Origin of the sequence: Synechococcus sp. CS-1332 (genome assembly GCF_025127995.1) — a bacterium.
Lineage (GTDB): Bacteria > Cyanobacteriota > Cyanobacteriia > PCC-6307 > Cyanobiaceae > Cyanobium.
Window position 1 is genome coordinate 24,428 of record NZ_JAHLYP010000048.1, and the last position, 20,512, is coordinate 44,939.

17 protein-coding genes are annotated in these 20,512 nt (G+C 64.6%); 11 read left to right on the top strand and 6 right to left on the bottom strand.

Annotation, left to right across the window (positions count from 1 at the left end; translation table 11 throughout):
- Window positions 1–8: 8 nt before the first annotated feature.
- The 3 genes from KQ305_RS11730 to gltS all read right to left on the bottom strand — a co-directional run bounded on the left by KQ305_RS11730 (window position 9) and on the right by gltS (window position 4,445).
- Window positions 9–2,243: an AAA family ATPase gene (locus KQ305_RS11730; protein ID WP_259725585.1), complete on the bottom strand. Its 2,235-nt coding sequence runs from the start codon at window positions 2,241–2,243 to the stop codon at window positions 9–11.
- 16 nt (window positions 2,244–2,259) lie between these two features.
- Entirely contained in the window at window positions 2,260–2,769 is a 510-nt protein-coding gene (locus KQ305_RS11735) for an HdeD family acid-resistance protein (RefSeq protein ID WP_259725622.1), read from the bottom strand.
- 482 nt (window positions 2,770–3,251) lie between these two features.
- Entirely contained in the window at window positions 3,252–4,445 is a 1,194-nt protein-coding gene (gene gltS, locus KQ305_RS11740) for a sodium/glutamate symporter (RefSeq protein ID WP_259725586.1), read from the bottom strand.
- Window positions 4,446–4,940: 495 nt separating this feature from the next.
- Here gltS and KQ305_RS11745 point away from each other — a divergent pair, with 495 nt between their 5' ends.
- The 7 genes from KQ305_RS11745 to KQ305_RS11775 are packed head-to-tail and all read left to right on the top strand — an operon-like array spanning window position 4,941 to window position 8,994.
- Window positions 4,941–5,321, top strand: coding sequence for a cation:proton antiporter subunit C (locus KQ305_RS11745; protein WP_259725587.1), 381 nt, complete (start codon window positions 4,941–4,943; stop codon window positions 5,319–5,321).
- A 9-nt stretch (window positions 5,322–5,330) separates the two neighbouring features.
- Window positions 5,331–6,851 (top strand): proton-conducting transporter membrane subunit, encoded by a 1,521-nt coding sequence (locus tag KQ305_RS11750; protein ID WP_259725588.1) that lies wholly within the window; start codon window positions 5,331–5,333, stop codon window positions 6,849–6,851.
- A complete protein-coding gene (locus tag KQ305_RS11755) occupies window positions 6,848–7,288 on the top strand; it encodes a sodium:proton antiporter (protein ID WP_259725589.1) in 441 nt (146 codons plus the stop codon). The genes KQ305_RS11750 and KQ305_RS11755 overlap by 4 nt, the downstream gene beginning before the upstream one ends.
- Window positions 7,285–7,533, top strand: a complete 249-nt coding sequence (locus KQ305_RS11760; protein WP_259725590.1) for a hypothetical protein — start codon at window positions 7,285–7,287, stop codon at window positions 7,531–7,533. Before KQ305_RS11755 ends, KQ305_RS11760 begins: the two co-directional genes overlap by 4 nt.
- Entirely contained in the window at window positions 7,530–7,811 is a 282-nt protein-coding gene (locus tag KQ305_RS11765; RefSeq protein ID WP_259725591.1) for a monovalent cation/H(+) antiporter subunit G, read from the top strand. Before KQ305_RS11760 ends, KQ305_RS11765 begins: the two co-directional genes overlap by 4 nt.
- Entirely contained in the window at window positions 7,808–8,338 is a 531-nt protein-coding gene (locus tag KQ305_RS11770) for a hydrogenase subunit MbhD domain-containing protein (RefSeq protein ID WP_259725592.1), read from the top strand. Before KQ305_RS11765 ends, KQ305_RS11770 begins: the two co-directional genes overlap by 4 nt.
- Complete coding sequence (locus KQ305_RS11775; RefSeq protein ID WP_259725593.1) at window positions 8,335–8,994, top strand: Na(+)/H(+) antiporter subunit B; 660 nt, start codon at window positions 8,335–8,337, stop codon at window positions 8,992–8,994. The genes KQ305_RS11770 and KQ305_RS11775 overlap by 4 nt, the downstream gene beginning before the upstream one ends.
- Window positions 8,995–9,028: 34 nt before the next feature.
- On the opposite strand, the gene KQ305_RS11780 is transcribed toward KQ305_RS11775, so the two are convergent.
- The 3 genes from KQ305_RS11780 to KQ305_RS11790 all read right to left on the bottom strand — a co-directional run bounded on the left by KQ305_RS11780 (window position 9,029) and on the right by KQ305_RS11790 (window position 13,978).
- A complete protein-coding gene (locus KQ305_RS11780; RefSeq protein ID WP_259725594.1) occupies window positions 9,029–11,815 on the bottom strand; it encodes an HAD-IC family P-type ATPase in 2,787 nt (928 codons plus the stop codon).
- Between the two features lie 243 nt (window positions 11,816–12,058).
- Window positions 12,059–13,297 (bottom strand): inorganic phosphate transporter, encoded by a 1,239-nt coding sequence (locus tag KQ305_RS11785; protein WP_259725595.1) that lies wholly within the window; start codon window positions 13,295–13,297, stop codon window positions 12,059–12,061.
- A 15-nt stretch (window positions 13,298–13,312) separates the two neighbouring features.
- The gene (locus KQ305_RS11790) at window positions 13,313–13,978 is read right to left on the bottom strand and encodes a DUF47 domain-containing protein (protein WP_259725596.1); all 666 of its coding nucleotides are present in this window, start codon (window positions 13,976–13,978) and stop codon (window positions 13,313–13,315) included.
- 568 nt (window positions 13,979–14,546) lie between these two features.
- On the opposite strand from KQ305_RS11790, the gene KQ305_RS11795 reads away from it, so the two are divergent.
- From KQ305_RS11795 to KQ305_RS11810, 4 genes are all read left to right on the top strand, one after another.
- A complete protein-coding gene (locus KQ305_RS11795) occupies window positions 14,547–15,587 on the top strand; it encodes an efflux RND transporter periplasmic adaptor subunit (protein ID WP_259725597.1) in 1,041 nt (346 codons plus the stop codon).
- A gap of 11 nt (window positions 15,588–15,598) precedes the next feature.
- Complete coding sequence (locus tag KQ305_RS11800; protein WP_259725598.1) at window positions 15,599–19,009, top strand: efflux RND transporter permease subunit; 3,411 nt, start codon at window positions 15,599–15,601, stop codon at window positions 19,007–19,009.
- Window positions 19,009–19,293: a hypothetical protein gene (locus KQ305_RS11805; RefSeq protein WP_259725599.1), complete on the top strand. Its 285-nt coding sequence runs from the start codon at window positions 19,009–19,011 to the stop codon at window positions 19,291–19,293. Before KQ305_RS11800 ends, KQ305_RS11805 begins: the two co-directional genes overlap by 1 nt.
- Window positions 19,294–19,368: 75 nt before the next feature.
- Entirely contained in the window at window positions 19,369–20,511 is a 1,143-nt protein-coding gene (locus tag KQ305_RS11810) for an efflux RND transporter periplasmic adaptor subunit (protein ID WP_259725600.1), read from the top strand.
- The last annotated feature ends 1 nt before the right edge of the window (window position 20,512 follow it).

A 20,512-nucleotide genomic window follows, 5' to 3' on the forward strand; every position in this document is an offset into this window, starting at 1 on the left:
GGGTTTTTTTATGGCCCCGGGAGCCTGTGAGCCAAGAGCAGGGTGTGTCCCAGGGGCTGGGGCAGGGTGGTACCCCGTCGCTCCCGGAACAGGGCTTCGAGGCCCTTGCGGCCAGCGGCCGGAAGCGCCGCCGCCAGATGCTTCCGGTAGCTGGCCTCAGCGCCGAACCAGCGCTCCAGCAGGGCGTCGCTCAGGGGAAGGTCGAGCCCCTCCTCCCAGAAGCGGCGCTGCACACTCCAGCCGAGGGCTTCCAGCCCCTCCTGCACCCGATCGGCCAGCTCGGCGTCGCCCGCCAGCCACGCCTTTTCCCTGGTGGCCGCGCGCTCAAGAACGGCCGGCATGTCGCCTGCGGCGCGGCTGAGCAGGTGGGCACGCAGGCTGCCCGCCGGTCCCAGTAAGGGATGGGTGAACAGCAAGCGGGCCAGGGCTCCCGGGGCCGCCAAGGCCGTGAGCTGCTCCAGCCAGGCCAGCCGTTGCTCTGCTGAGCAGTGTCGCCAGGGCTGGCGTGCGGCGATCCACTCGAAGCGCCCCTCCCCCGGGGGCGGAGCGGTCAGCTGCGCCTGGAGCTGGTCGGGGGCGTCGGGTGCCACGGCCAGCAAGCGGGGTCGCCGCAGCTGATCCAGCAATTGCAGCTGGGCTTGCAGGCGATCGAGCACCGCCGCGCTCGGTGTGGTGAGCACCACCTCCCCTTCGCTGGCGGCCTCGAGGGGATCGAGGGCCCAGAGCAGGGAGTGGGCTTCGACCACCAGCACCCTGTCGAGGCGCCCGATGGCGGCGTCCTGCCAGAAGCGCTGGCGCAGCCGATCGAGCCGTTCCCCCTCCGCCCCCGCCTGGCGCTGCAGCCAGCGGTTCAGCAGGGGGTCGTCCGGGCTGCTGCTGAGCAGGTCGCCCCTGTCGTCGGCCGCCGTTTCGGCCGCGGCGGCCAGCTGGCCGGCCCGGCGCTGCTGCAGCCGTTTTCGCAGCCCCCCTTCCCAGCCCAGGGACCCCGGCTGCCAGAACACCTCCCCCTGCAACGCCTGTGGCAGGTACTGCTGGGCCACCCAGTGGTCGGCATAGGCGTGGGGATAGCGGTAGCCCACCCCATCGCCGAAGGCCTGTCCATCCCGGTTGGCATCGCGCAGATGGGCCGGCACCTGCTGGCGGCGGCTGTCGCGCACCGCCTTCACCGCATCGAAGAAGCCCAGGCTGCTGTTGCTTTTCTCGGTGCCGGCCAGGTAGAGCGTGGCATGGGCCAGGGGGTAGAGCCCCTCCGGCAGGCCCACCCTGTCGAAGGCCGCCGCGCAGGCCTCCACCACCACCATGGCCTGGGGATCGGCCAGACCGATGTCTTCGCCGGCGGAGATCAGCAGACGCCGCAGGATGAAGCGGGGGTTCTCGCCCGCTTCCACCATCCGTGCCAGCCAGAACAGGGCCGCATCGGGATCGGAGCCTCGGATCGACTTGATGAAGGCGCTGATCGTGTCGAAGTGGGCGTCGCCTTGCTTGTCGTAAAGCACCGCCCGCTGCTGGATCGATTCCTCGGCAATGGACAGATCGATGCGGATCACCCCGTCGGCGTCGGCTTCGGTGGTTTCCACCGCCAGTTCGAGGGCATTGAGCAGGCTGCGGGCATCGCCCCCCGCCACGTCCAGCAGGTGGGCGCCCGCCGGTGCGGACAGCTCGACGGGTCGCTGGCCATAGCCGTGCTCGGGATCGGCCAGGGCTCGATCCAGCAGGAGGCCCAGGTCGCCGGGTTCCAGGGGCTGGAGACGGAACAGGCGGGAGCGGCTGACCAGGGCCTTGTTGACTTCGAAGTAGGGGTTCTCGGTGGTGGCGCCGATCAGGGTCACGGTGCCGTTCTCCACCCAGGGCAGCAGGGCATCCTGCTGGGCACTGTTGAACCGGTGCACCTCGTCAATGAACAGGATCGTGCGCAGGCCGTGGTGCTCGAGGCGCAACTTGGCGGCGTCCACCTCGGCCCGCAGATCCTTCACCCCGGCCAGCACGGCGTTGAGGCTGCTGAAGTGGGCCCGGGTGCTGCCGGCGATGATCCGCGCCAGGGTCGTCTTGCCGGTGCCGGGGGGGCCGTGCAGGATCAGGTTGCCCACCCGGTCGGCGGCGATGGCACGACGCAGCAGGCGCCCCGGACCCAGGATCGACGCCTGTCCCACGAAGTCGTCCAGGGTGCGTGGCCGCAGGCGATCCGCCAGCGGGGCAATCCTGCGCCTGGCTTGCTCGCCTTGATGGCTGAACAGATCACTCACTGTGGCGTGCCTTGGCTCACTCCACCCGTGAATGGAAGCGGGAGCTGAAGGCCAGCAGGTCAAACCCGCTGAACAGGAAGCTGATACCCACCAGCAGACCGATCACCGAGAGCAGGCTGGCCGGACTCATCGTCAGGATCAGCAAGCCAAGAGCGAGGGTGACGATGCCGTTGGCCAGTCCCCATCCCCAGCCCCTGGTGGTGCGGTGGGTGAGGGAGACGATCGCCATCACGCCCCCCTCCACAAGGAACACCAGGCCGAGTGCTGTGGCCAGCGCCTTCACCTGCAGGGCGGCAGGAACCACCCCGGATTTGAATTGCAGCAGCATCCAGATGCCGGTGACCAGGAACAGGGTGGACACCACCAGCCTCCAGAAGCAGTGCCAGCGGCCGAGGCGTCGGGCACGCGAGAGGTTGTCGATCCAGCCCATGAGGCCCCCCACCAGGAAGGCGATCGCCACCATCACGGTGACGGAGGCTGAGGCCACCACAGGAAAGCTGAGGGCCAGAAGCCCCAGCACGATCATGATGATTCCCTCGGCCTGGGTGAGGCCCTGGAGCCGGCCCGCTTCGGCCGCTGTGCGATCCAGGGGGAGGCCTGATGAATCCTCCGCATCGGGAGAGTTGAAGGTGGCGCCGGAAGGCATAAGACCCATGGACACATCCTTGGCAACGTAGGCAAGGGAAAACTTGCCGTGCCTTCCCCGTCATGGTATGAGATTGACGCTGGGTGGCTTGGTAGCGAATCAAGGCCTCGTATGTGCTGGATTCTTGGCAGCGTCTGCAGCTCCATGGCCATCTTTGGCTTTCGGGTGATGGAGGCCGTGCTGCTGCGCCGCAGCCTCTTCCTCAAGGTGATGGGAATGGATGGGATGGGGACGGGGGCTGGGCGGCGCCAACAACCGACAGCGAACCTGAGATCTGCGTGATCGCCCCGCGGGTGGAGAGCGACGCCGAAGGCCGGGGGTGGCTGAGCCGCTGAAGGCAGCGCCTGATGGCGGCAGCAGGCTCAGAGGCGACGCAGAAAGAAGGGGATCAGCACGGCGTTGAACAGATCGATGAGGAACGCCGACACCAGCGGCAGCACGATGAAGGCCTTGTACGAGGGCCCGAATCGTTGGGTCACCGCCGTCATGTTGGCCATGGCGGTGGGGGTGGAGCCCAGCGAGATGCCGCCGAAGCCCGCGGCGATCACGGCGGCGTCGTAGGTGCCACCGAGCAGCGGAAACACCAAGAAAAGATTGATCACCAGGGCCAGCAGGAACTGGGCGATCAGGATCAGCAGCAGGGGCCCCGCCAGATCCACCAGCGTCCAGAACTGCAAGGCCATCAGGGACATCGCCAGGAACGCCCCGAGTGAGATCTCGGCGATCAGGGCCAGGGCCGGTGTTCTGGAGGGCCAGCGGAACCCTGCCTTCGGCCCTTGGCTGGGCAGCAGGTTGCTGAGCAGGATGCCCACGATCAGGCAGGGCACGAACAATGGCAGGAACAGCCCGAGGTCGCGCATCAGCTTCTGCAGAATCGAGCCGAGGATGATGCAGATGTTGATCGCCAGCACCGCTCCCAGAAAATCGAGGTGACCCATCACCTCCCCGCCGCCCCTCGGGCTTGCCTGCACGGGCGTCTCCTCGGAGCCGGGAGTTGCCAGACGGTGGCGGCGGATCAGGTACTGGGCGATGGGTCCTCCAGTGGCACTGGCGATGATCAGGCCGAAGGTGGCGGCCGCAATGCCGATCTCCAGGGCGTTGGCCACGCCGTGTTCGGCGGCGAACTTCGGTGCCCAGGCGATCGTGGTGCCATGGCCGCCGATCAACGACACCGTGCCCACCAGCAGTCCGGTGGCGGCCGGCAATCCACTCCAGCGGGCCAGGCCGATTCCCACCAGGTTCTGCGCCACCATCAGCACGATGCTCAGCACCAGCAGCACCACCAGGGAGCGGCCACCACGGCGCAGGTCGGCGAAGCTGGCATTCATGCCCACCGTGGTGAAGAAGTAGACGAGCAGCACATCACGGGCCCGCATGCCGAAGTTGATCTCAAAACCGAAGGCGAAATGCAGCAGGGTGATCAGCAGAGCCACCAGCAGGCCGCCACTGACGGGCTCCGGAATGGTGAATTCCCGCAGCAATCGGAAGCGACTGTTGAGACTCTTGCCGAGGAAAAGAACGAGAATCCCAAGGGTCACCGTAAGGAACGACTGCACCTCAATCGTTCCATCCACAACGTTCATCTTCGGTGACCTGGGTGGAACGAACTTGTTGGCAGGGAGCCTACTCCACACGATCAGAAGCGAAGGGTGTCGCGAAGCAGCGCGGCCCACACGCTGAGGCTGGCGGAATGGTCTGTTTGCGGCGAACGCAGGCTGAACCGGATCCGAGTGGCCAGTTCTAAGGCGAGGCCGGAGTCCGCACCGCCATCGGATGGCTGGTGAACGCGAACCGGTCGTGGCCCCAGCCGGCTCTGATCGAGGCGATCCAACCTTCCGTTGAAGGCTTGCCCATAGCCGGCCATCGACCAGGAGCCGCTCTGCCGGTCTTGGGAGCGGGAGGCGAGTTGGCTGGTCAGGGCGGTCCGCGCTTCATCCGTCCCATGTCGGTGGGACAAGGTTGTGAAGGAGAGACCCTGGCAGTGAGGTGCGCTGCTCAGTGCGGAAGAAGTCCTCGATAGATTGCGGATCTTCCGCAATGTCTGAGAATCCATGGCCATCATTGATGCCATCGATGGCTTTGTGGTGATGGAGGCGCTGATGCTGCTCACCGTGTTCACTGGACTGGTGGGTCTGCTGCTTCGCCGTAACCTTTTCCTCAAGGTGATGGGAATGGATGTGATGGGCACGGGGGTGATCTCCTTCTTCGTGCTCGTTGCTGCCCGCAGCGGGTTTCGCACCCCGATCCTCGACGGCAATGTTGCGTTTCCAGGTGGCAACGACTGGGCCGATCCGATCCCCCAGGCCGTGATCCTGACCGCTGTGGTGATCGGCCTTTCGATTCAGGCGCTGCTGCTGGTGGCGATCACCCGTCTGGCCAGCGTGGATCCCAGCCTCGATGCGGGCCAGCTCGATCAGCTGGGCCGCGACTGAGGGTCACGGATGTCTCCCCTTTCCCTGGTGTCCTGGAACCCGAGTGGTTCACTCCTGACGGTCGCCTGGCTGCTTCTGCCTTTCCTGGCGGCGTTCCTGGCGGCTCTGGTGCCGCGGCTGGCGCGTCCCCTGATCCTGCTGGTGGTGGCCACGACGCTGGCGATGGCCCTGGCGGCCTGGCAGGGCTGGCTGCCGGCGGATCTGCTCCTGCTCGGGCCCCTCGGGGTTCGCCTGCAACTCGATCCGCTCGCCTCGCCCCTGCTCCTGCTGACGGCCTTGGTGCACGGGGCCGTGCTGTTGGAGGGCTGGGGCCGCGATCTGGAGAAGCCCTTTCTGCTGTTACTACTTCTCCTGCAGGGCGGCATCCATTCGGCGATCGTGGCCAGCGATCTGATCAGCATCTATGTGGCTCAGGAGGTGGTGGGGATCAGCACCTTTCTGTTGCTGGTCCAGGGAAATCGGGCTCCCCAGCTCTGGATCGGTCTGCGGTACCTGCTGATCGGCAACAGCGTGATGCTTCTCTATCTGCTCGGTGCGGCGCTGGTGTATCGCGAGCAGGGCAGTTTCGCGCTGGCGGGTCTGGAGCAGAGCAGTGGTATTGCTCTGGCCCTGCTGCTGCTGGCCCTGCTGACCAAGGCTGAAGTGTTCCTCTCCGGGCTGTGGCTGCCCCGCACCAACGCCGTGGCACCGGCCGCCGTCTCCGCCCTGATCTCGGGAGGAGTGGTGTGCGCCGGTCTGGCCCCCCTGCTGCGCATCGCGGTGGCGGCCGAGAGTGCCGGTTCCCTGCTGCGCTGGATCGGCCTCGCCAGTGCCCTGCTGGGGCTGATCTTCGCCCTGGCCGAGCGCCGGGTCGCCCGGTTGCTGGCCTGGAGCACCATCTCCCAGATGGGGATGGTTCTGCTCGTGCCGGCGGTCGGTGGGCTGTATGCCCTGGCCCATGGTCTGGCCAAAGCGGCGCTGTTCCTGGTCTGCGACCGCCTGCCCGCCGATTCTCTCGAGGGCTGGCGTTCCCAGACGTTCCCGTGGCGGCACGCCGCTCCGCTCCTGCTGGCCTCCCTCTCGATCGCCGGGGCACCCCCCCTGCTCGGCTTTCTGGCCAAGGAGCAGCTGGGCCTGGCCCTTTCTGGTCCGCCGGTGGGGGTGCTTCCTGGGGCCGCGCTGCCTGCCGCCGTCCTGCTCCTGTCTGTGGGCACGGCGGCTGTGTATGCCCGCCTGTGGCGCCTGCCCGGCAACGACGCCGCCACGGCGCAGGCCCCACCCAGCTCGCCGGGTGCGCTGCTGCTGGTGGCGGCGCTGCTGCTGCTGAATCTCTCCCCCTGGGCCCTGGAGGGCTGGCGGACGCTGCTGGCCCAGGGAATCGGCGAGGCCCTGCTCAAGTCGGCTGGCCTGCTGCTCGCCGGACTGGGCCTTCAGCGCCTGTGGCCCAAGGGCCCGGATGGTGTTCGCCTGCCCGATCTGGAGGGCCTTGATGATCTGCTGGGTGGCGCCGTCCTGGTCGGGGCCGCCCTGGTGCTGCTGCTGGGCCGATGACACCGTTCCTCACCATCGCGTTCCGGCTGGTGCTGTGGTGCCTGCTGACCTCCGATCTGCGGCCCGTGAACCTGGCGATCGGCCTGATCGTGGCGTTCCTGCTGCCCAGCGATCGCGGCCCTGGCCTGACACCGCGGCAGCTGGCGGCGGCGGTGGGCCGCACCCTGCGGGTGATTCCCCAGGGCTACGCCGAAGCCTTCCGCATGATGCGGGTCCCCCACGGCCAGGAGCGGCTGGTGGAGATCCCGGCCAGCGAGCCGGTGGGGCCGGGCCGGGCGCGGGGTGCCCACGGACTACTGGTGTTCCTGGAAATCTTCCGGATCAGCTTCACGCCCCTGACGCTTGTGCTGGGGATCAGCGCGGATGGTCGCCGTTACCGCCTGCATCGGCTCGAACCCAGCCGTCAGACTGACCGTGAGGAGCCCATGAAGCCATGATCGCCCTGGTTTACGGCATGGTGCTGGCGCTGCTGATTCCGATCGCGGTGGCCTGCCGCCGCACCGATGTCTGGCATCTGCTGGCCGGTTTCACCAGCCTCTCCACCAAGGTGGCGGTGTTGATGCTGGTGGTGTCGGTGGTGCGCGACGACTGGATGATCGGCCTGGTGGGGGTCATCATCCTGAGCGTGGGGAACGCCGGGCTCATGCTGCTGGCCAACCTGCTCTGGAGCAGCGAGCCTTGAACCTGCTCAGCCTGCTGCTGATTGCTCTGGGCCTGGTGTTCTGGTTCTGGGGAAGCTGGCCCCTGCTCGGCAGCGGCAGCTACCTCAGCAAGCTGCACAGCCTCTCGGTGGCCGACAACCTGGGCTCCGCGCTGATTCTGGTGGGTCTGCTGCTGAAACTGCCGAGGGAATGGCCTCTGCTGCTGATGGCGCTGCTGATGCTCGTGATCTGGAACACGATCCTGGGCTATGTCCTGGCGGCCTGCTCCCAGCCGCGACCGGGGCGTAGATCCCAGTGAACGACTTCTACCTGCTGCTGCCGGTCACGGCGCTGCTGCCGTTGACGGCCGTGCTGCTGGTGAGCCGGGCCGACCCGTACCAGGTGTTGATCCTGCGGGGGGTCCTGGGGGTGGTGGCCGCCCTTGTCTACGTGCTGCTGGGGGCGGCGGATGTGGCCCTCACGGAGGCGATGGTGGGCACGCTGCTGTCCAGCACCCTCTACGCCGTGGCGCTGCGCTCCTCGATGGTGCTGCGTCTGGCGGTGGCCGCCGACGACCCGGTGGAGGCGGCGGCGGCGGAGCTGCTGGCCAGCTGGCTGAAGCCGGCCCGGTTGCGCCTTCAGCTGGTGCCCTCGGCAGCGAAGGGGACCTCGAAGCCAGGCATGGCGGCTGATCTGCACGGTGAGCTGGTGGGCAGCCGAAGCCTGCGGCTGCATAACGACCGGCTGCGGGAACGGTTGCTGGCCCTGGAGGGCGCCCAGCGCTGGCAGAGCTGGGGTGGGGAGATCGGCCGCATGGAGGCGGCGAACGAAGCACGCGAACCGTGAAGATCCTGGTCCTCACCGCTGCGGCCATCCTCTGCCTGGCACCCCTGCTCGCCGGCAGGGACAGCTCGGTGGACTCGGTCCACCTGATCAGCCTTCTTGTGGGTCAGAGCGGTATCCCGAACACGGTGTCCGCCGTGATCCTGCAGGCGCGCCTCTACGACACCATCGGCGAGGTGGTGGTGTTCACCATGGCTTCGCTGGGGGTGCGCTGGCTGCTCAGTGACACCCGCCCGGAGCGGCAGATCGAGGCGCTGAGTGATACGGCCTCGGTGGTGCTCTGCCGACTCGGGGCGACGGTGGCGGCCATGGTGGCGGTGGAGCTGGCGCTGCGGGGCCATCTCACCCCAGGGGGTGGCTTCGCAGCCGGTGTGGCCGGCGGCACGGCCTTCGGCCTGGTGGTGATCAGCGGCTCCGCCAGGCTGGCGGATCGCTTCTACAGGAAGGTGCACGCCGAGCTGTGGGAAAAGATGGCGGTGCTGCTCTTCATTGTCGTCGCCATGGTCAGCTTCGAGGGGATCGTCCCAGTGAGCGGCCGCTTCGGCACGGTGGAAAGCGGTGGCTGGATCCCGCTGCTCAATGTGCTGATGGCCATCAAGGTGACCCTGGGCTCCTGGACGATGGTGCAGTTGTTCGTGCGTTACCGGGGCCTGCTCTGAAGGGCCGGGCCCCGCTGCAGCCGGCTCAGCCAGCTCAGGAGACGGTGCGCTGGGGCGGTACCCAGTTGACAGGCCAACGGTTGGCGAGCAGAGCCACCAGCAGCATCGGCGTTGCCAGGCCGAAGCAAGTAAGCCATTGGTTGGCCGTCATCGGTGTGGTCTCGAACAGCAGGTTCATCACGCGCCACTGACTGAACATCACCTGCATCAGAAAAGCGGCAAGGATGCCGAAGCCGATGCGTGAGACGTTCCCCAGAACCACCTGGCGTCCCCGCAGTCGTGCCACCAGGGAGGCCCAGAATTGGCTGAGGCTGAACAGGTAGATCACCAGGCCCGTGACCAGGGTCTGGATGGCCATGGTGCGGGCGAGGGCGAGATCACCACTGTAATCGCGGACCCAGGCGAAGACGCCGAAGATGAAGATCAGGTTGAGTGTGGAAATCAGGGCGATCCGTACCAGCAACGGCCGCGATAACAGGGGCTGCTGGGGAGAGCGGGGCGGGCGCTCCATCAGGTCGTAGGGCTTGGGCTCGAAGGCGATGGGAATTGTCATCGTGATCGAAATGATCATGTTGATCCAGAGCACCTGAAGCGGCTGAATCGGCAGGGACTGACCCCGGCCAACCATCACGCTCAGAAACACGCTGGCCGCCAGACCACCGTTGACCGGCAACAGGAAGGCCAGCGCCTTCATCAGGTTCTGGAACACATTCCTGCCTTCCTCCACGGCCGCTTCGATCGAAGCGAAGTTGTCGTCGGTGAGCACCATATCCGCAGCCTCCTTCGCCACTTCCGTGCCGGTGATCCCCATGGCGATGCCAATATCCGCCTGCTTCAAGGCAGGCGCATCATTCACACCATCGCCGGTCATGGCGACGATGTGACCTCGGGACTGGAGTGCCTGAACTAGGCGAAGCTTCTGCTCCGGAACGACCCGGGCAAAGACACTTCCCTCCAGAGCGGCATGGACGAACTCGTTCTTGTCCAGGTCCGTGAGCTCCTGCCCGCTGAAGGCCGTGGTCGTCTCCTGTTGGCTGAGCTTCATGCGATCGGCAATCGCTTCAGCGGTGACCTTGTGATCTCCGGTGATCATTTTGACAGCGACGCCCGCGCCATGGAAGGCCCGAATCGATTGGATGGCCTCGGAGCGTGGCGGGTCGATCATTCCCTGAAGACCGAGGAAAATCAGGCCCGAGGCCAGATCGTCGTGATCGAAGGCGGTGCTCGCCTGCGGCTTCTGGGCGAAGGCCAGGACGCGCAGACCCTTGGACGCCATGCGATCGGCCTGCTGTTGGAGCTTTTCCCTGCTGATCGGGTGGGCATGACCCTGGGAATCAAGGAGTGCATCGCTGCGCTTGAGCAAGGATTCGACGGAACCCTTCATCCAGATCACCCCGCCGGCCCCGTTCGGCATCTGGTTCAGGGTTGCCATGTATTGATACTCGGATTCGAACGGGATGCTGTCGAGGCGAGGATGGGTTTCGGCGAGCTTGGCGCGGTCGAGGCCGACCTTGCGACCTGAGACCAGCAGGGCACCTTCGGTGGGATCACCCACGATGCTCCAGATCCTGTTTTCATGGGCCAGTTCAGAGTCGTTGCAGAGCACGCCGGCGAGCAGGCAGTCCCGAACAGCCACAGGCAACTGGGTGATGTCCATCGGTTCATCTTCGGCATCCAGAAGATCTCCCTTTGGGGCATAGCCATCACCGACAAACTGATAATGGTGATCGCCGGCGTAAAGCGCTTGCACCGTCATTTGATTCTCCGTCAGGGTTCCGGTCTTGTCGGAACAGATGATGGTGGCACTGCCGAGCGTTTCCACGGCCGGCAGATTCCTGACGATGGCATGACGTTCCGCCATGCGCGAAACACCGATGGCCAGGGTGATGGTGACCACGGCTGGAAGACCCTCCGGGATGGCACTCACCGCAAGGGCGACGGCAGCCTGGAACATGTCAAATGGGGTATTGCCCCAGGCCAGGCCAACCATGAAGGTGAAAATGGCAATCCCCAGAATCGCTCTGAGAAGCAGATTGCTGAAACGTTCAAACTTTCGCGTCAGCGGCGTGGTGAGGGCGCTGCTTTCATCCATTAAGGTTGAAATCCGACCGGTCTCGGTGCTCTGCCCGGTTTCGACGACAACGCCTTCAGCCTGCCCGAAGGTGATGAAGCTGCCGGCATAGGCCATGTTGATGCGATCAGCCAGGGGCATGTCCGGACCCAGTGCCTTGCAGTCGGCATCCTTTTCCACGGCCACGGATTCTCCCGTGAGGCCGGACTCATTGACTTGCAGGCTGCGGCTTGTGACCAGGCGAAGATCGGCGGGCACTTTGTCGCCGGAAGCCAGCAGCACCACATCGCCTGGCACAAGGTCAGAAGACGGCAGCTTCTGCATCTCGCCATTGCGACGCACCATGGCCTCGGTGGTGACCGAGGAGGCCAACGCCTTGATCGCAGACTCCGCCTTTGATTCCTGGGCGAAAGCGATCACGGCATTCAGAACGGCAACGCCGGTGATCACTCCCGCTTCAATCCAGGAGCCCATGAAGGCCTTGACGACACCAGCGATGAGCAGAATGTAAAGCAGTGGATTCTTGAACTGAATCAGAAACATCCAAAGAGGAGAGCGACCCTTCTTGGCTGTCAGTTCATTCTTCCCGTAGCGTTCCTGTTGCTTTGCGGCCTGGGCATCGGAGAGACCCTGGACTGGATCGACATCAACGCGAGTCAGCACCGCAGAAAGGTCAAGGCTGTGCCAGGGGATGGCCTGTGCTGTGCTCTGTGGATCCGCTTGATGAAGGGAGGCGCTTGGTTTTGTCATTCCTGGAGATTTGGTGTGAGGAAATGGCAGGGATTGGACCCGTAGGTAGCGGAAGACCAGGAGGCCTGTCTCGCAGGCTCCATCGGCTATTTGTTTATTCTAACATCTTTTGTCCATGGCAATCTGGTCCTGGAGAGACGAATTGCAGCGGTAGTTATTGGCGATACCATGAGGTTCGACCAGGCAAAGGATGGGGTCGCCATCGTCAGAGAAATGGTGGTCCTGTTAAGGATTTCTGACTGTTCAGGCTTCGCCCGAATCGGCTTGCTTCTCGCCATGGGAATTGGTTGGGCCACCTGATCCGTTGCTGCCAGTGGCACCGACCGCCCCAATCTCTCCTCGTAAGGGGAATACTTCGCTGATGGGCTGAGCGGCCATGTTGGGTCGTTCCAGCGCTGCGGGCATCGGTGGGTTCACCTCGGCTTGGTAAACCTGCTGGCCAAAAACGTTCTGCACGACAAACAGCAACACGAAACCCATCACCGCCGCGAGCAGAGGCGTGGTGATCCACCCGGAGGCGATGCCCACCAGCACATTCCATCGGATCTGGCGGATTCCTTTGATCCCCTGCAGCAGACCGATCCCCACAACGGAGCCGATCACGGCCTGGGACCCTGAGACCGGCAATAGGGGAATTGTGGGCAGGCCGTGGCTGGCCAGGAAGGCCTCAAGCGCCGTGGACGAGAAGATGAACAGCACCAGGGAGTGCGATACCACCACCACGAGGGCTCCAAGTGGTGTGAGGGTGAGCAGGCTGTCGCCCACGGTCATCATCACCCTGCGGGAATAGGTGTAGACCCCGATGGCTATCGCGATGGCGCCGATCAGGAAGAGCTGCTCGACCGAGGAGATGCTGAAGCGTCCGAAAGTGAGATCCCGAAAGGGTGAAGCCCCCACGAAGAAGCCCATCACGTTGCCGATGCCATTGGCCCCCATCGCGTAGGAGCCGAAAATCCCAGCCAGGATCAGGCCCGTGCGCGTGTTTCTATCCAGCACGAGCAGGTGGGGCTTGGTGAGCCGGATCCACCAGACAAGACAGCTGTGCAGCACCATCGCGAAGATCCCTCCGAGGATGGGGGAAACGATCCAGGTGGAGAGAATGCGGCTCAGCGTGTTCAGGTCCGTCGCCGACCCACTGAACAGGTTCCAGCCGATGATCGATCCCACCACGGCCTGTCCGGTGGAGGCCGGCAGGCCCAGCTTGCTCATCCAGCCCACCGTGGCGGCGGCAGCAAGGGCGGCCGTGAATGCACCGGGCAGGGTGTTGATGGTTCCAAGTCTGCCCAGCCCATCGGCGGCCCCTGCCCCGCTTGTCACAGCGCCGATGATCAGGAAGACACTGCAGAGGAAGGCCGCTGTGGAAAAGCGGATCATCCTGGTGGCGACGGCGGTTCCAAAGGCATTGGACGCATCATTGGCACCCATGGACCAGCCCAGAAACAAGCCGCTGGAGATGAAGATCAGGGTGACGATCAGACTCATGAGGAGGCTTGCCGATCAAAGGGCACGTTTGATCGCAAAAATGGCCAGGTCATCACCAAGGCTCTCGGATCTGTCGGCCAGTTTGTCGAGCATGTTGGTGGCATCGCGTAATTGAGTCTTTCGTTCGAACGATAAATCAGAGCCATAGATTCGTTTCTTTAGTCGCAGGGCAACCATGTCAGTCTCTGATTCAAAAATGCGAACCTCATTGATGTGATCACGCACCGAAGGTGGGTCTCGGAAGAAGGTCCGTGCTGCTGTGATGACGGTCCTCACACATTTCAAGGCGATGGCGTTCAGATCTTCAAAGTCCTCACGAAACTCACCGAGAATTCCGCCGGGATGCTCAATGATCAGGTCTTCATACTTGCTGCCCATTTCATCAAGCAAGGCGAAAAGTTCTCCCAGCAACTTCAAGACGTCTCCACGGGCATCAGGGATCAGCATTTCGGTATAGAGCAAGGTGAGAATTCGGCGCCGCAATTCCGCACAACGTTCTTTGGTGTCAACGATCTGCCTTAGTTTCTCTTCGCAGGCCGGTGTCGCCGCCCCTGCGGAAAGGTAGGCCTTGATGCCCATTTCCAAGTAGATGGTTCCTTCGTTGATCTGATCAATGAACTCATCGATCAGGCCCTGGAGAAACCTGGTTTTTCCGAACAGAGGTGGTGTCTCGCTCGTCACTTGTCGCTTGCTCTTGACGAGTGTCTTGACCGATTGTAGTGGTACCTGCGTGGATCAAAAGGGTGTGGTGGCTGGGCTGTTGTTGATGGTTCTTTGGGGGTCATGGGAGAGGCGTTTCGCGACCTCTGGCCCTGGACTGGCCTTCGTCTTCAGGTGAGCAAGACAGGGTCTCGGTCTCTATAATGGTGCCGTGATATGGAGATTTCTTGATCGGGTGAAGCTGCGTCTGACCTTTGAATCGTTCTTCGGGGGATGGCCCGCCACAGCTGCTGAAGGACCCGCCGCGACCTGGGCCCAGGGTTGACACGGATGCGGCGCTTTCGGGGCCTCTGGTGTGGTATTGAAGACGTCGATGGATCAGGGTTTGCCGCCACCCCGGCTTCAGCCCCAGGATTCTTCTCCCATGCCGTAGCATTCGCCGGGCTGAAGGGTTCGCGTTGAAGGTTCGGTGCGCATAACTTCATCAGGGCTGCGACAGCGTGCAACCCATCTCCTCTCCCCCCAGCGTCGCCGTTCATCCAAGGCTGTCGGGGCTGGTCTGCTGAGCGGACCCCTTCTCGTCGCGGTCTTGCTGGCGGGTTGCCAGCCCGAGCCTCCCGCCGCCAGGCCACCCCTTTCGGTCCGCGCCGAAACGGCCACCCTGGCCCCCTTCACCGACAACGTCGACACCGTCAGCACCCTGGAGGCCATCGAAGAGGTGCGGCTCGCGGCCCAGGCCGGCGGCCGCATCGAGCGCTTGCAGGTGCGTCAGGGGGACAAGGTGAGCGCCGGTCAGATCCTTTTGGTGCTTGATCAAGCCCAGGGCCGCGCCGATGTGGCCCGCCTGGAGGCGGAGGTGCAGACCAACAAGCTCAATTATGAGCGCTACGAATACCTCGTGCGCCAGGGAGCGGCCAGTGCCTTCCAGCGGGACGAGTTTCGCCAGCGTTACCTCTCCTCGCGGCAGGATCTGGTGGCGCGCCGGGCGGATCTGGCCTTCCGCGATCTCAAGGCGCCGATCTCCGGCATCGTCGGCGACCTGCAGGTGAAGCTGGGCGACGTGATCGCCGCGGGTGCTTCCTTTACCACGATCATCCGCAACGACCGACTGATGGCCCGGGTGGATGTGCCGGCCGTGTTCTCCAATCGGCTGCGGCTGGGGCAGCCGGTGATCCTCATGGATCCCGCCACCAACAAGCCCATGGCCCAGAGCGTGGTTGGCTCCCTCGATCCTGGCGTGGTGGCCGGCACCCAGTCGCTGTTGGCCAAGGCGGAATTCGCCAATCCGGGCGGGCTGCTGCGCACCGGCCTGCGCACCCGCACCCGGCTGGTGCTCGACAGCCGCCAGGAGCTGTCGGTGCCCTTCGCCGCTGTCACCCAGATCTCTGGTCAGAGCTTCGTCTATGAAGTGGGCAGCCTGGCCGACCTGGAGCGGCGTCCAGGCCGCACCGATCTGGCTGTGGCCCGGAAGCTCCCCGCCGGCACCAGCTTCGCCCTGCAGACCCCCGTGCAACTGGGCCCCCTGCAGAACAACCGCTATCCGGTGCTCAAGGGACTCCAGGCCGGGACCCGGGTGATCACCACCAACCTGATCAACCTCCGTAACGGCGCGCCCGTCAAGGTGAACTGAGCAAAGCCTGAATGTCTCCTTCCAACACGTTCATCCTCAGGCCGGTGCTCACCACGGTGTGCAGCCTGTTGATTGTGATCGGCGGACTGATCGCGATCCCGCTGCTGCCCATCGAGAACCTGCCGGACATCGCGCCGCCGACGGTGAGGGTCACCTCCCGCTATGTGGGGGCCGACGCGGTCAGCGTCGAGCAGGGTGTCACCAGCGTGCTCGAGCAGCAGATCAACGGTGTGGAGAACATGGAGTTCATCACCTCCAACAGTGCGGCCGATGGCTCCAGCGCCATCTCCGTCACGTTTGCCAGCGGCAGTGACGGCGACATCAACCAGGTGAATGTTCAGAACCGGGTGTCGCTGGCCCAGCCGAGCCTGCCGGAAGAGGTGCGCCAGTCGGGCATCACGGTGAATAAGGCCTCAAACTCCATCCTGCTCGTTTATAACTTCACCAGCGAAGATCCGAAACAGCAATATAGTCTTGAGACCATCAGCGGGCTCCTTGATCAGAACCTCACTGATGCTGTCCGGCGAGTTCCGGGTGTCGGTGAACTCACCTACTTCGGCAACCGCCAGCTGGCCTTCCGCCTCTGGCTCGACCCGGATCGCCTGGCCGCCAACAAGCTGAGCGCCGCCGATGTGGTGCAGGCCTTGCGCAGCCAGAATCGTCTGGTGCCCGTCGGGCGCATCGGCGGTGCCCCCTCCCCACTGGGCCAGAAGTTCACCCTGACGGTGCAGCTGCAGGGACGGCTGCGGACCACCGAGGAATTCGGATCGATGATCCTGCGCTCCACTGCCGATGGCGGCCTGGTTCGCCTGCGCGATGTGGGCCGGGTGACGCTGGGGGGTGAATCCTTCGACATCGAGGCCTCCGACCTGCGCGGTGTCCCCTCGGTGGGGATGGCGATCTACCAGCTCACCGGCAGCAATGCCCTTGACGTCTCCAGTGGCGTGGAGGAGGTGATCAAGGAATTCGAGGACGTCATGCCGGTGGGCATGACGATCCAGAAGATCTACGACAACACCGAATTCGTCGAGGCCTCGATTGACGGCGTCACCACCGCCCTGCGGGAAGCGGTGGTGCTGGTGGTGCTGATCCTGTTCCTGTTCTTGCAGAACTGGAAGGCCACCCTGGTGCCGGCCATCGCCATCCCGGTGGCCCTGGTGGGCACGTTCCTGTTCGTGAAGGCTTTCGGCTTCACCCTCAACCAGCTCACCCTCTTCGGCCTGGTGCTGGCCGCAGGACTGGTGGTGGATGACGCCATCACCATCATCGAAGACACATCGACCAAGAAGGCCGCCGGACTGAGTGCCCTCCAGAGCGCCAAAGCCACCATGGATGAGTTGTTCGGCGCCGTGATCGCCACCTCCCTGGTCCTGTTCGCGGTGTTCGTTCCGGTGCTGTTCTTCCCTGGGGCCACAGGAACGATCTACAAGCAGTTCGCCGCCACGATCATCTTCTCCATCCTGATCTCCACGTTCAACGCCCTCACCTTCTCGCCGATGCTCTCGGCCCTGTTGCTGGCCCGGGAGAGCGAGCCCCCCAGTCGCCGCACCTATGCCATCTCCGGGGTGTTCATCGGCTTCGTGTACGGCCTGCTTGCCAGCGGCGGCGGCACCCTGGTGGCCTTGGGCGTCCTGGCGCTGGCCACGGGGATCGGCTTTGGCCTGCTTCTGCTCACGAAACTTCCCCTGCGGCTGCCTTTCGCGATCGGTGGCGCCGTCTCGGCCCTGTTGCTGGCGGGGGTCAACAGTCCTGTGGAGGTGCTGATCTACACGCTGATCGGCGGGGTCCTGGGTTGGGGGGCTCCGTTCATCTTCCGCCGCTTCAACGTCATCTATGCCGGTGTGGAGCGGCGCTATCAAGCTGGACTGGGCTGGGTGCTCGGTAAGCGTCGTCTCATGATGGCTCTGCTGGCCGGTGGCATCCTTCTCACCGCGTACGCCTTCACCGCTATCCCGACGGGCTTCGTGCCCGTGGAGGATCAGGGCTATGCCATCGGCTTCGTCCAGGCCCCAGACGGGGCTTCTCTGGAGAACACCCGCCGCATCAATCAGCGGGTGGCCGAAATCCTGCGCAGCGAGAAGGACATCACCTCGGCGGCGGTGTTCAGCGGCGCCAGTCTCGATGGCAATGCTCCCAACCGGGGCCTGTTCTTCTTCGGCACCCGCAACTGGGATGAGCGCACCTCCTCGGACCAGTCGGTGGCGGCGATCACCCAGCGTCTGAACCGCAAGCTCTCGGTGATTGAAGAGGCGCGGATCATCGTGATCGAACCCCCCGCCATCCCCGGCTACGGCACGGGGGCCGGCTTCGAGATGCAGATGCTCAACCGCAGCGGTGGCTCCCTCACCCCCGCCGATTTCTTCGCCGCGGCCACTCAGCTGGTCGGCAAGGCCAACCAGAGCGGCCTGTTCGATCGGGTGTTCACCCAGTTCTCTCCTGAAGCCCCCCAGCTGCAGATTCTCGTCGACCGTGATCGGATGGCGGCGCTCGGGGTCGACTACGGCACGGCGATGCAGACGTTCAGCTTCAACATCGGTTCGTTCTATGTCAACGACACCTTTGATGCCGGCAGGGTGCGCCGCATCTTCGTGCAGGCCGATGAGCGCTACCGCGCCAATCCGGACCAACTGAAATCCCTGTATGTGCCCAACGCCCGTGGTGAGCAGATCCCCCTGTCGGAGTTCATCCAGGTGGAGTCGGTCACCGGCCCGTCGGTGATCCCCCGTTTCAACCTGTTCCGCTCGATCAAGGTGGAGGGGTCGGCCCTGCCAGGGCGCAGCTCCGGCCAGGCGATCAAGGACATCCAGGACCTCTTCAACAACCTCTCCACCACCGGGGTCGGCTACGACTGGACCGGGATCTCCCGGGAAGAGGTGAGCGCGGGGGCCCTGGCGATCGTGATCTTCGCGCTTGGCATTCTTGCGGTCTATCTGGTGCTTTCAGCGCAGTACGAGAGCTACAGCGATCCCTTGATCATCCTGATGACCGTGCCAACGGCCATGCTGGGGGCCCTGGCCTTCCTGGCCCTGCGGGGTGAAGTGCTCAACATCTATGCCCAGGTGGGGCTGGTGATGCTGATCGGCCTGGCGGCCAAGAACGGCATCCTGATCGTCGATCTCGCCAACCAGCGCATGGAGGAGGGCGCAAGTGCCATGGAGGCGGCGCGGGCCTCGGCCCAGTCCCGTTTCCGGCCGATCCTGATGACGGCCATCTCCTCCCTGTTCGGCTTCCTTCCCCTGGTGTTTGCCAGCGGTGCTGGCGCCAGAAGCCAGGCGTCCCTGGGTACGGTGGTGTTCGGGGGCTTGGCCGTGGCCACCGTGCTGTCCCTGTTCGTGGTGCCGGTGTTCTACGTGGTGGTGAAACAGCTCACGGCCGCTTCGCCGCCGGCGACCGCCGAGGCACGGGCGGGCGGAGCGTCCTGATGCCAGCCCCCTGCCCACCACTGAGTGGCCGGCGGGTGCTCTGCGCAGGACTGATCACGGGTCTGGTGGGCTTGGCGATCGCCCAGTTTCTGCGGGCCATCGTGGGGAACACCCCCTTGAGGATCACCCCCGAGGCCCTGTTCTGGAGCACCGTGGTGCTCGGGGGGTTTGGGGTGGTGGCCGGCATGGCGGTGGAGGCGGTGCGCCAACTGCAGGAGTCCAACCCGGAGCCCGACTACCACCACCGCCCCAGCCGCCGTGGTGGGCCCGGCCCCCGCTCCTGAGGGGCCGCAAGGCGCGCCGGACCAGTGGGGCGAACGGGGCTTTTCCGGTACCTTGCAGAGGTATGGACCGGTTCGGTGCGCTGGCAGGTTTTTCCCTCTCTCCTTCCCCTGGCGCTGTTGCTGGCAGCCTGTGGCTCCGCTGAGCCCAAGGCCCGACAGCCGCTGGTGGTGCAGACGGTGACGGTGGGGGAGTTCCGCTTTGCCCCGGGCATCGAGACGATCAGCGTCATCGAGTCCACCTCCAATGTGGTGATGCGGCCCCAATCCGATGGCCGGGTGGTGCGTATCCTGGCCAGGGAAGGTCAGCGGGTGAAGGCGGGCCAGCCCATCCTCGTGCTCGACAACGTGCAGGAATCGGCCACGCTCGATTCGGACCGGGCCGAGGCCATCAAAGATCGCGTCAACGCTGAGCGCTACGTCTTCCTCAATGAGCAGGGGGCCGTCTCGACCAAGGATCGGGACTACTACATCACCCAGGCCATCCAGAGTCGGGACCAGGCCCGCTCCAGCGCCGCCACCCTGGGCTACAAGTTCGTCACCGCTCCGATCGACGGGGAGATCGGCAATCTCGATTCGGTCAAGCTCGGCGATTACGTGCGCCAGGGCCAGGCGATCACGGGAATCGTGAACAACAGCTCCCTCTGGACCCTGATGGATGTGCCGGCCACCCAGTCCAGCCAGGTGAAGATTGGCCAGCCTGTACAGGTGGAGAGCCAAGGAAATCCACCGGTGAAGGGCGTGGGCAGGGTGGTGTTCGTCTCCCCCTACTTCGCCACCGCTCAGCAGGGCTCCTCCACCCAGCCCAACACGGTGCTGGTGAAGGCGGAGTTTCCGAATCTCACCGGGGTGCTGAAAACCGGCCAATACGTGCGCAACCGCATCATCACGGGCATCAGCGACCAGCTGGCGGTGCCGGTCGAGGCGGTGATGATGCAGGCCCAGCAACCTTTCGTCTACAAGGTGTTGCCGCTGTCCACAATTCTGCCCCAGATCAAGGCTTCCGATCAGCTGTTGCCGGCCCAGAAGCAGCAGCTGGAAAAACTTCCCGGCACCACGCCGGTGGTGGTACAGACGGCAGTGAAGCTTGGCAAGTTGCAGAACAATGCCTATCCGGTGCTGTCCGGCCTGGCCAAGGGGGATGAGGTGGTGGTGAGCAACACGGCCCTGCTCCGCTCCGGCATGCCGGTGCGGCGGGCGACGGCTCCGGCGGCGAGCTGAG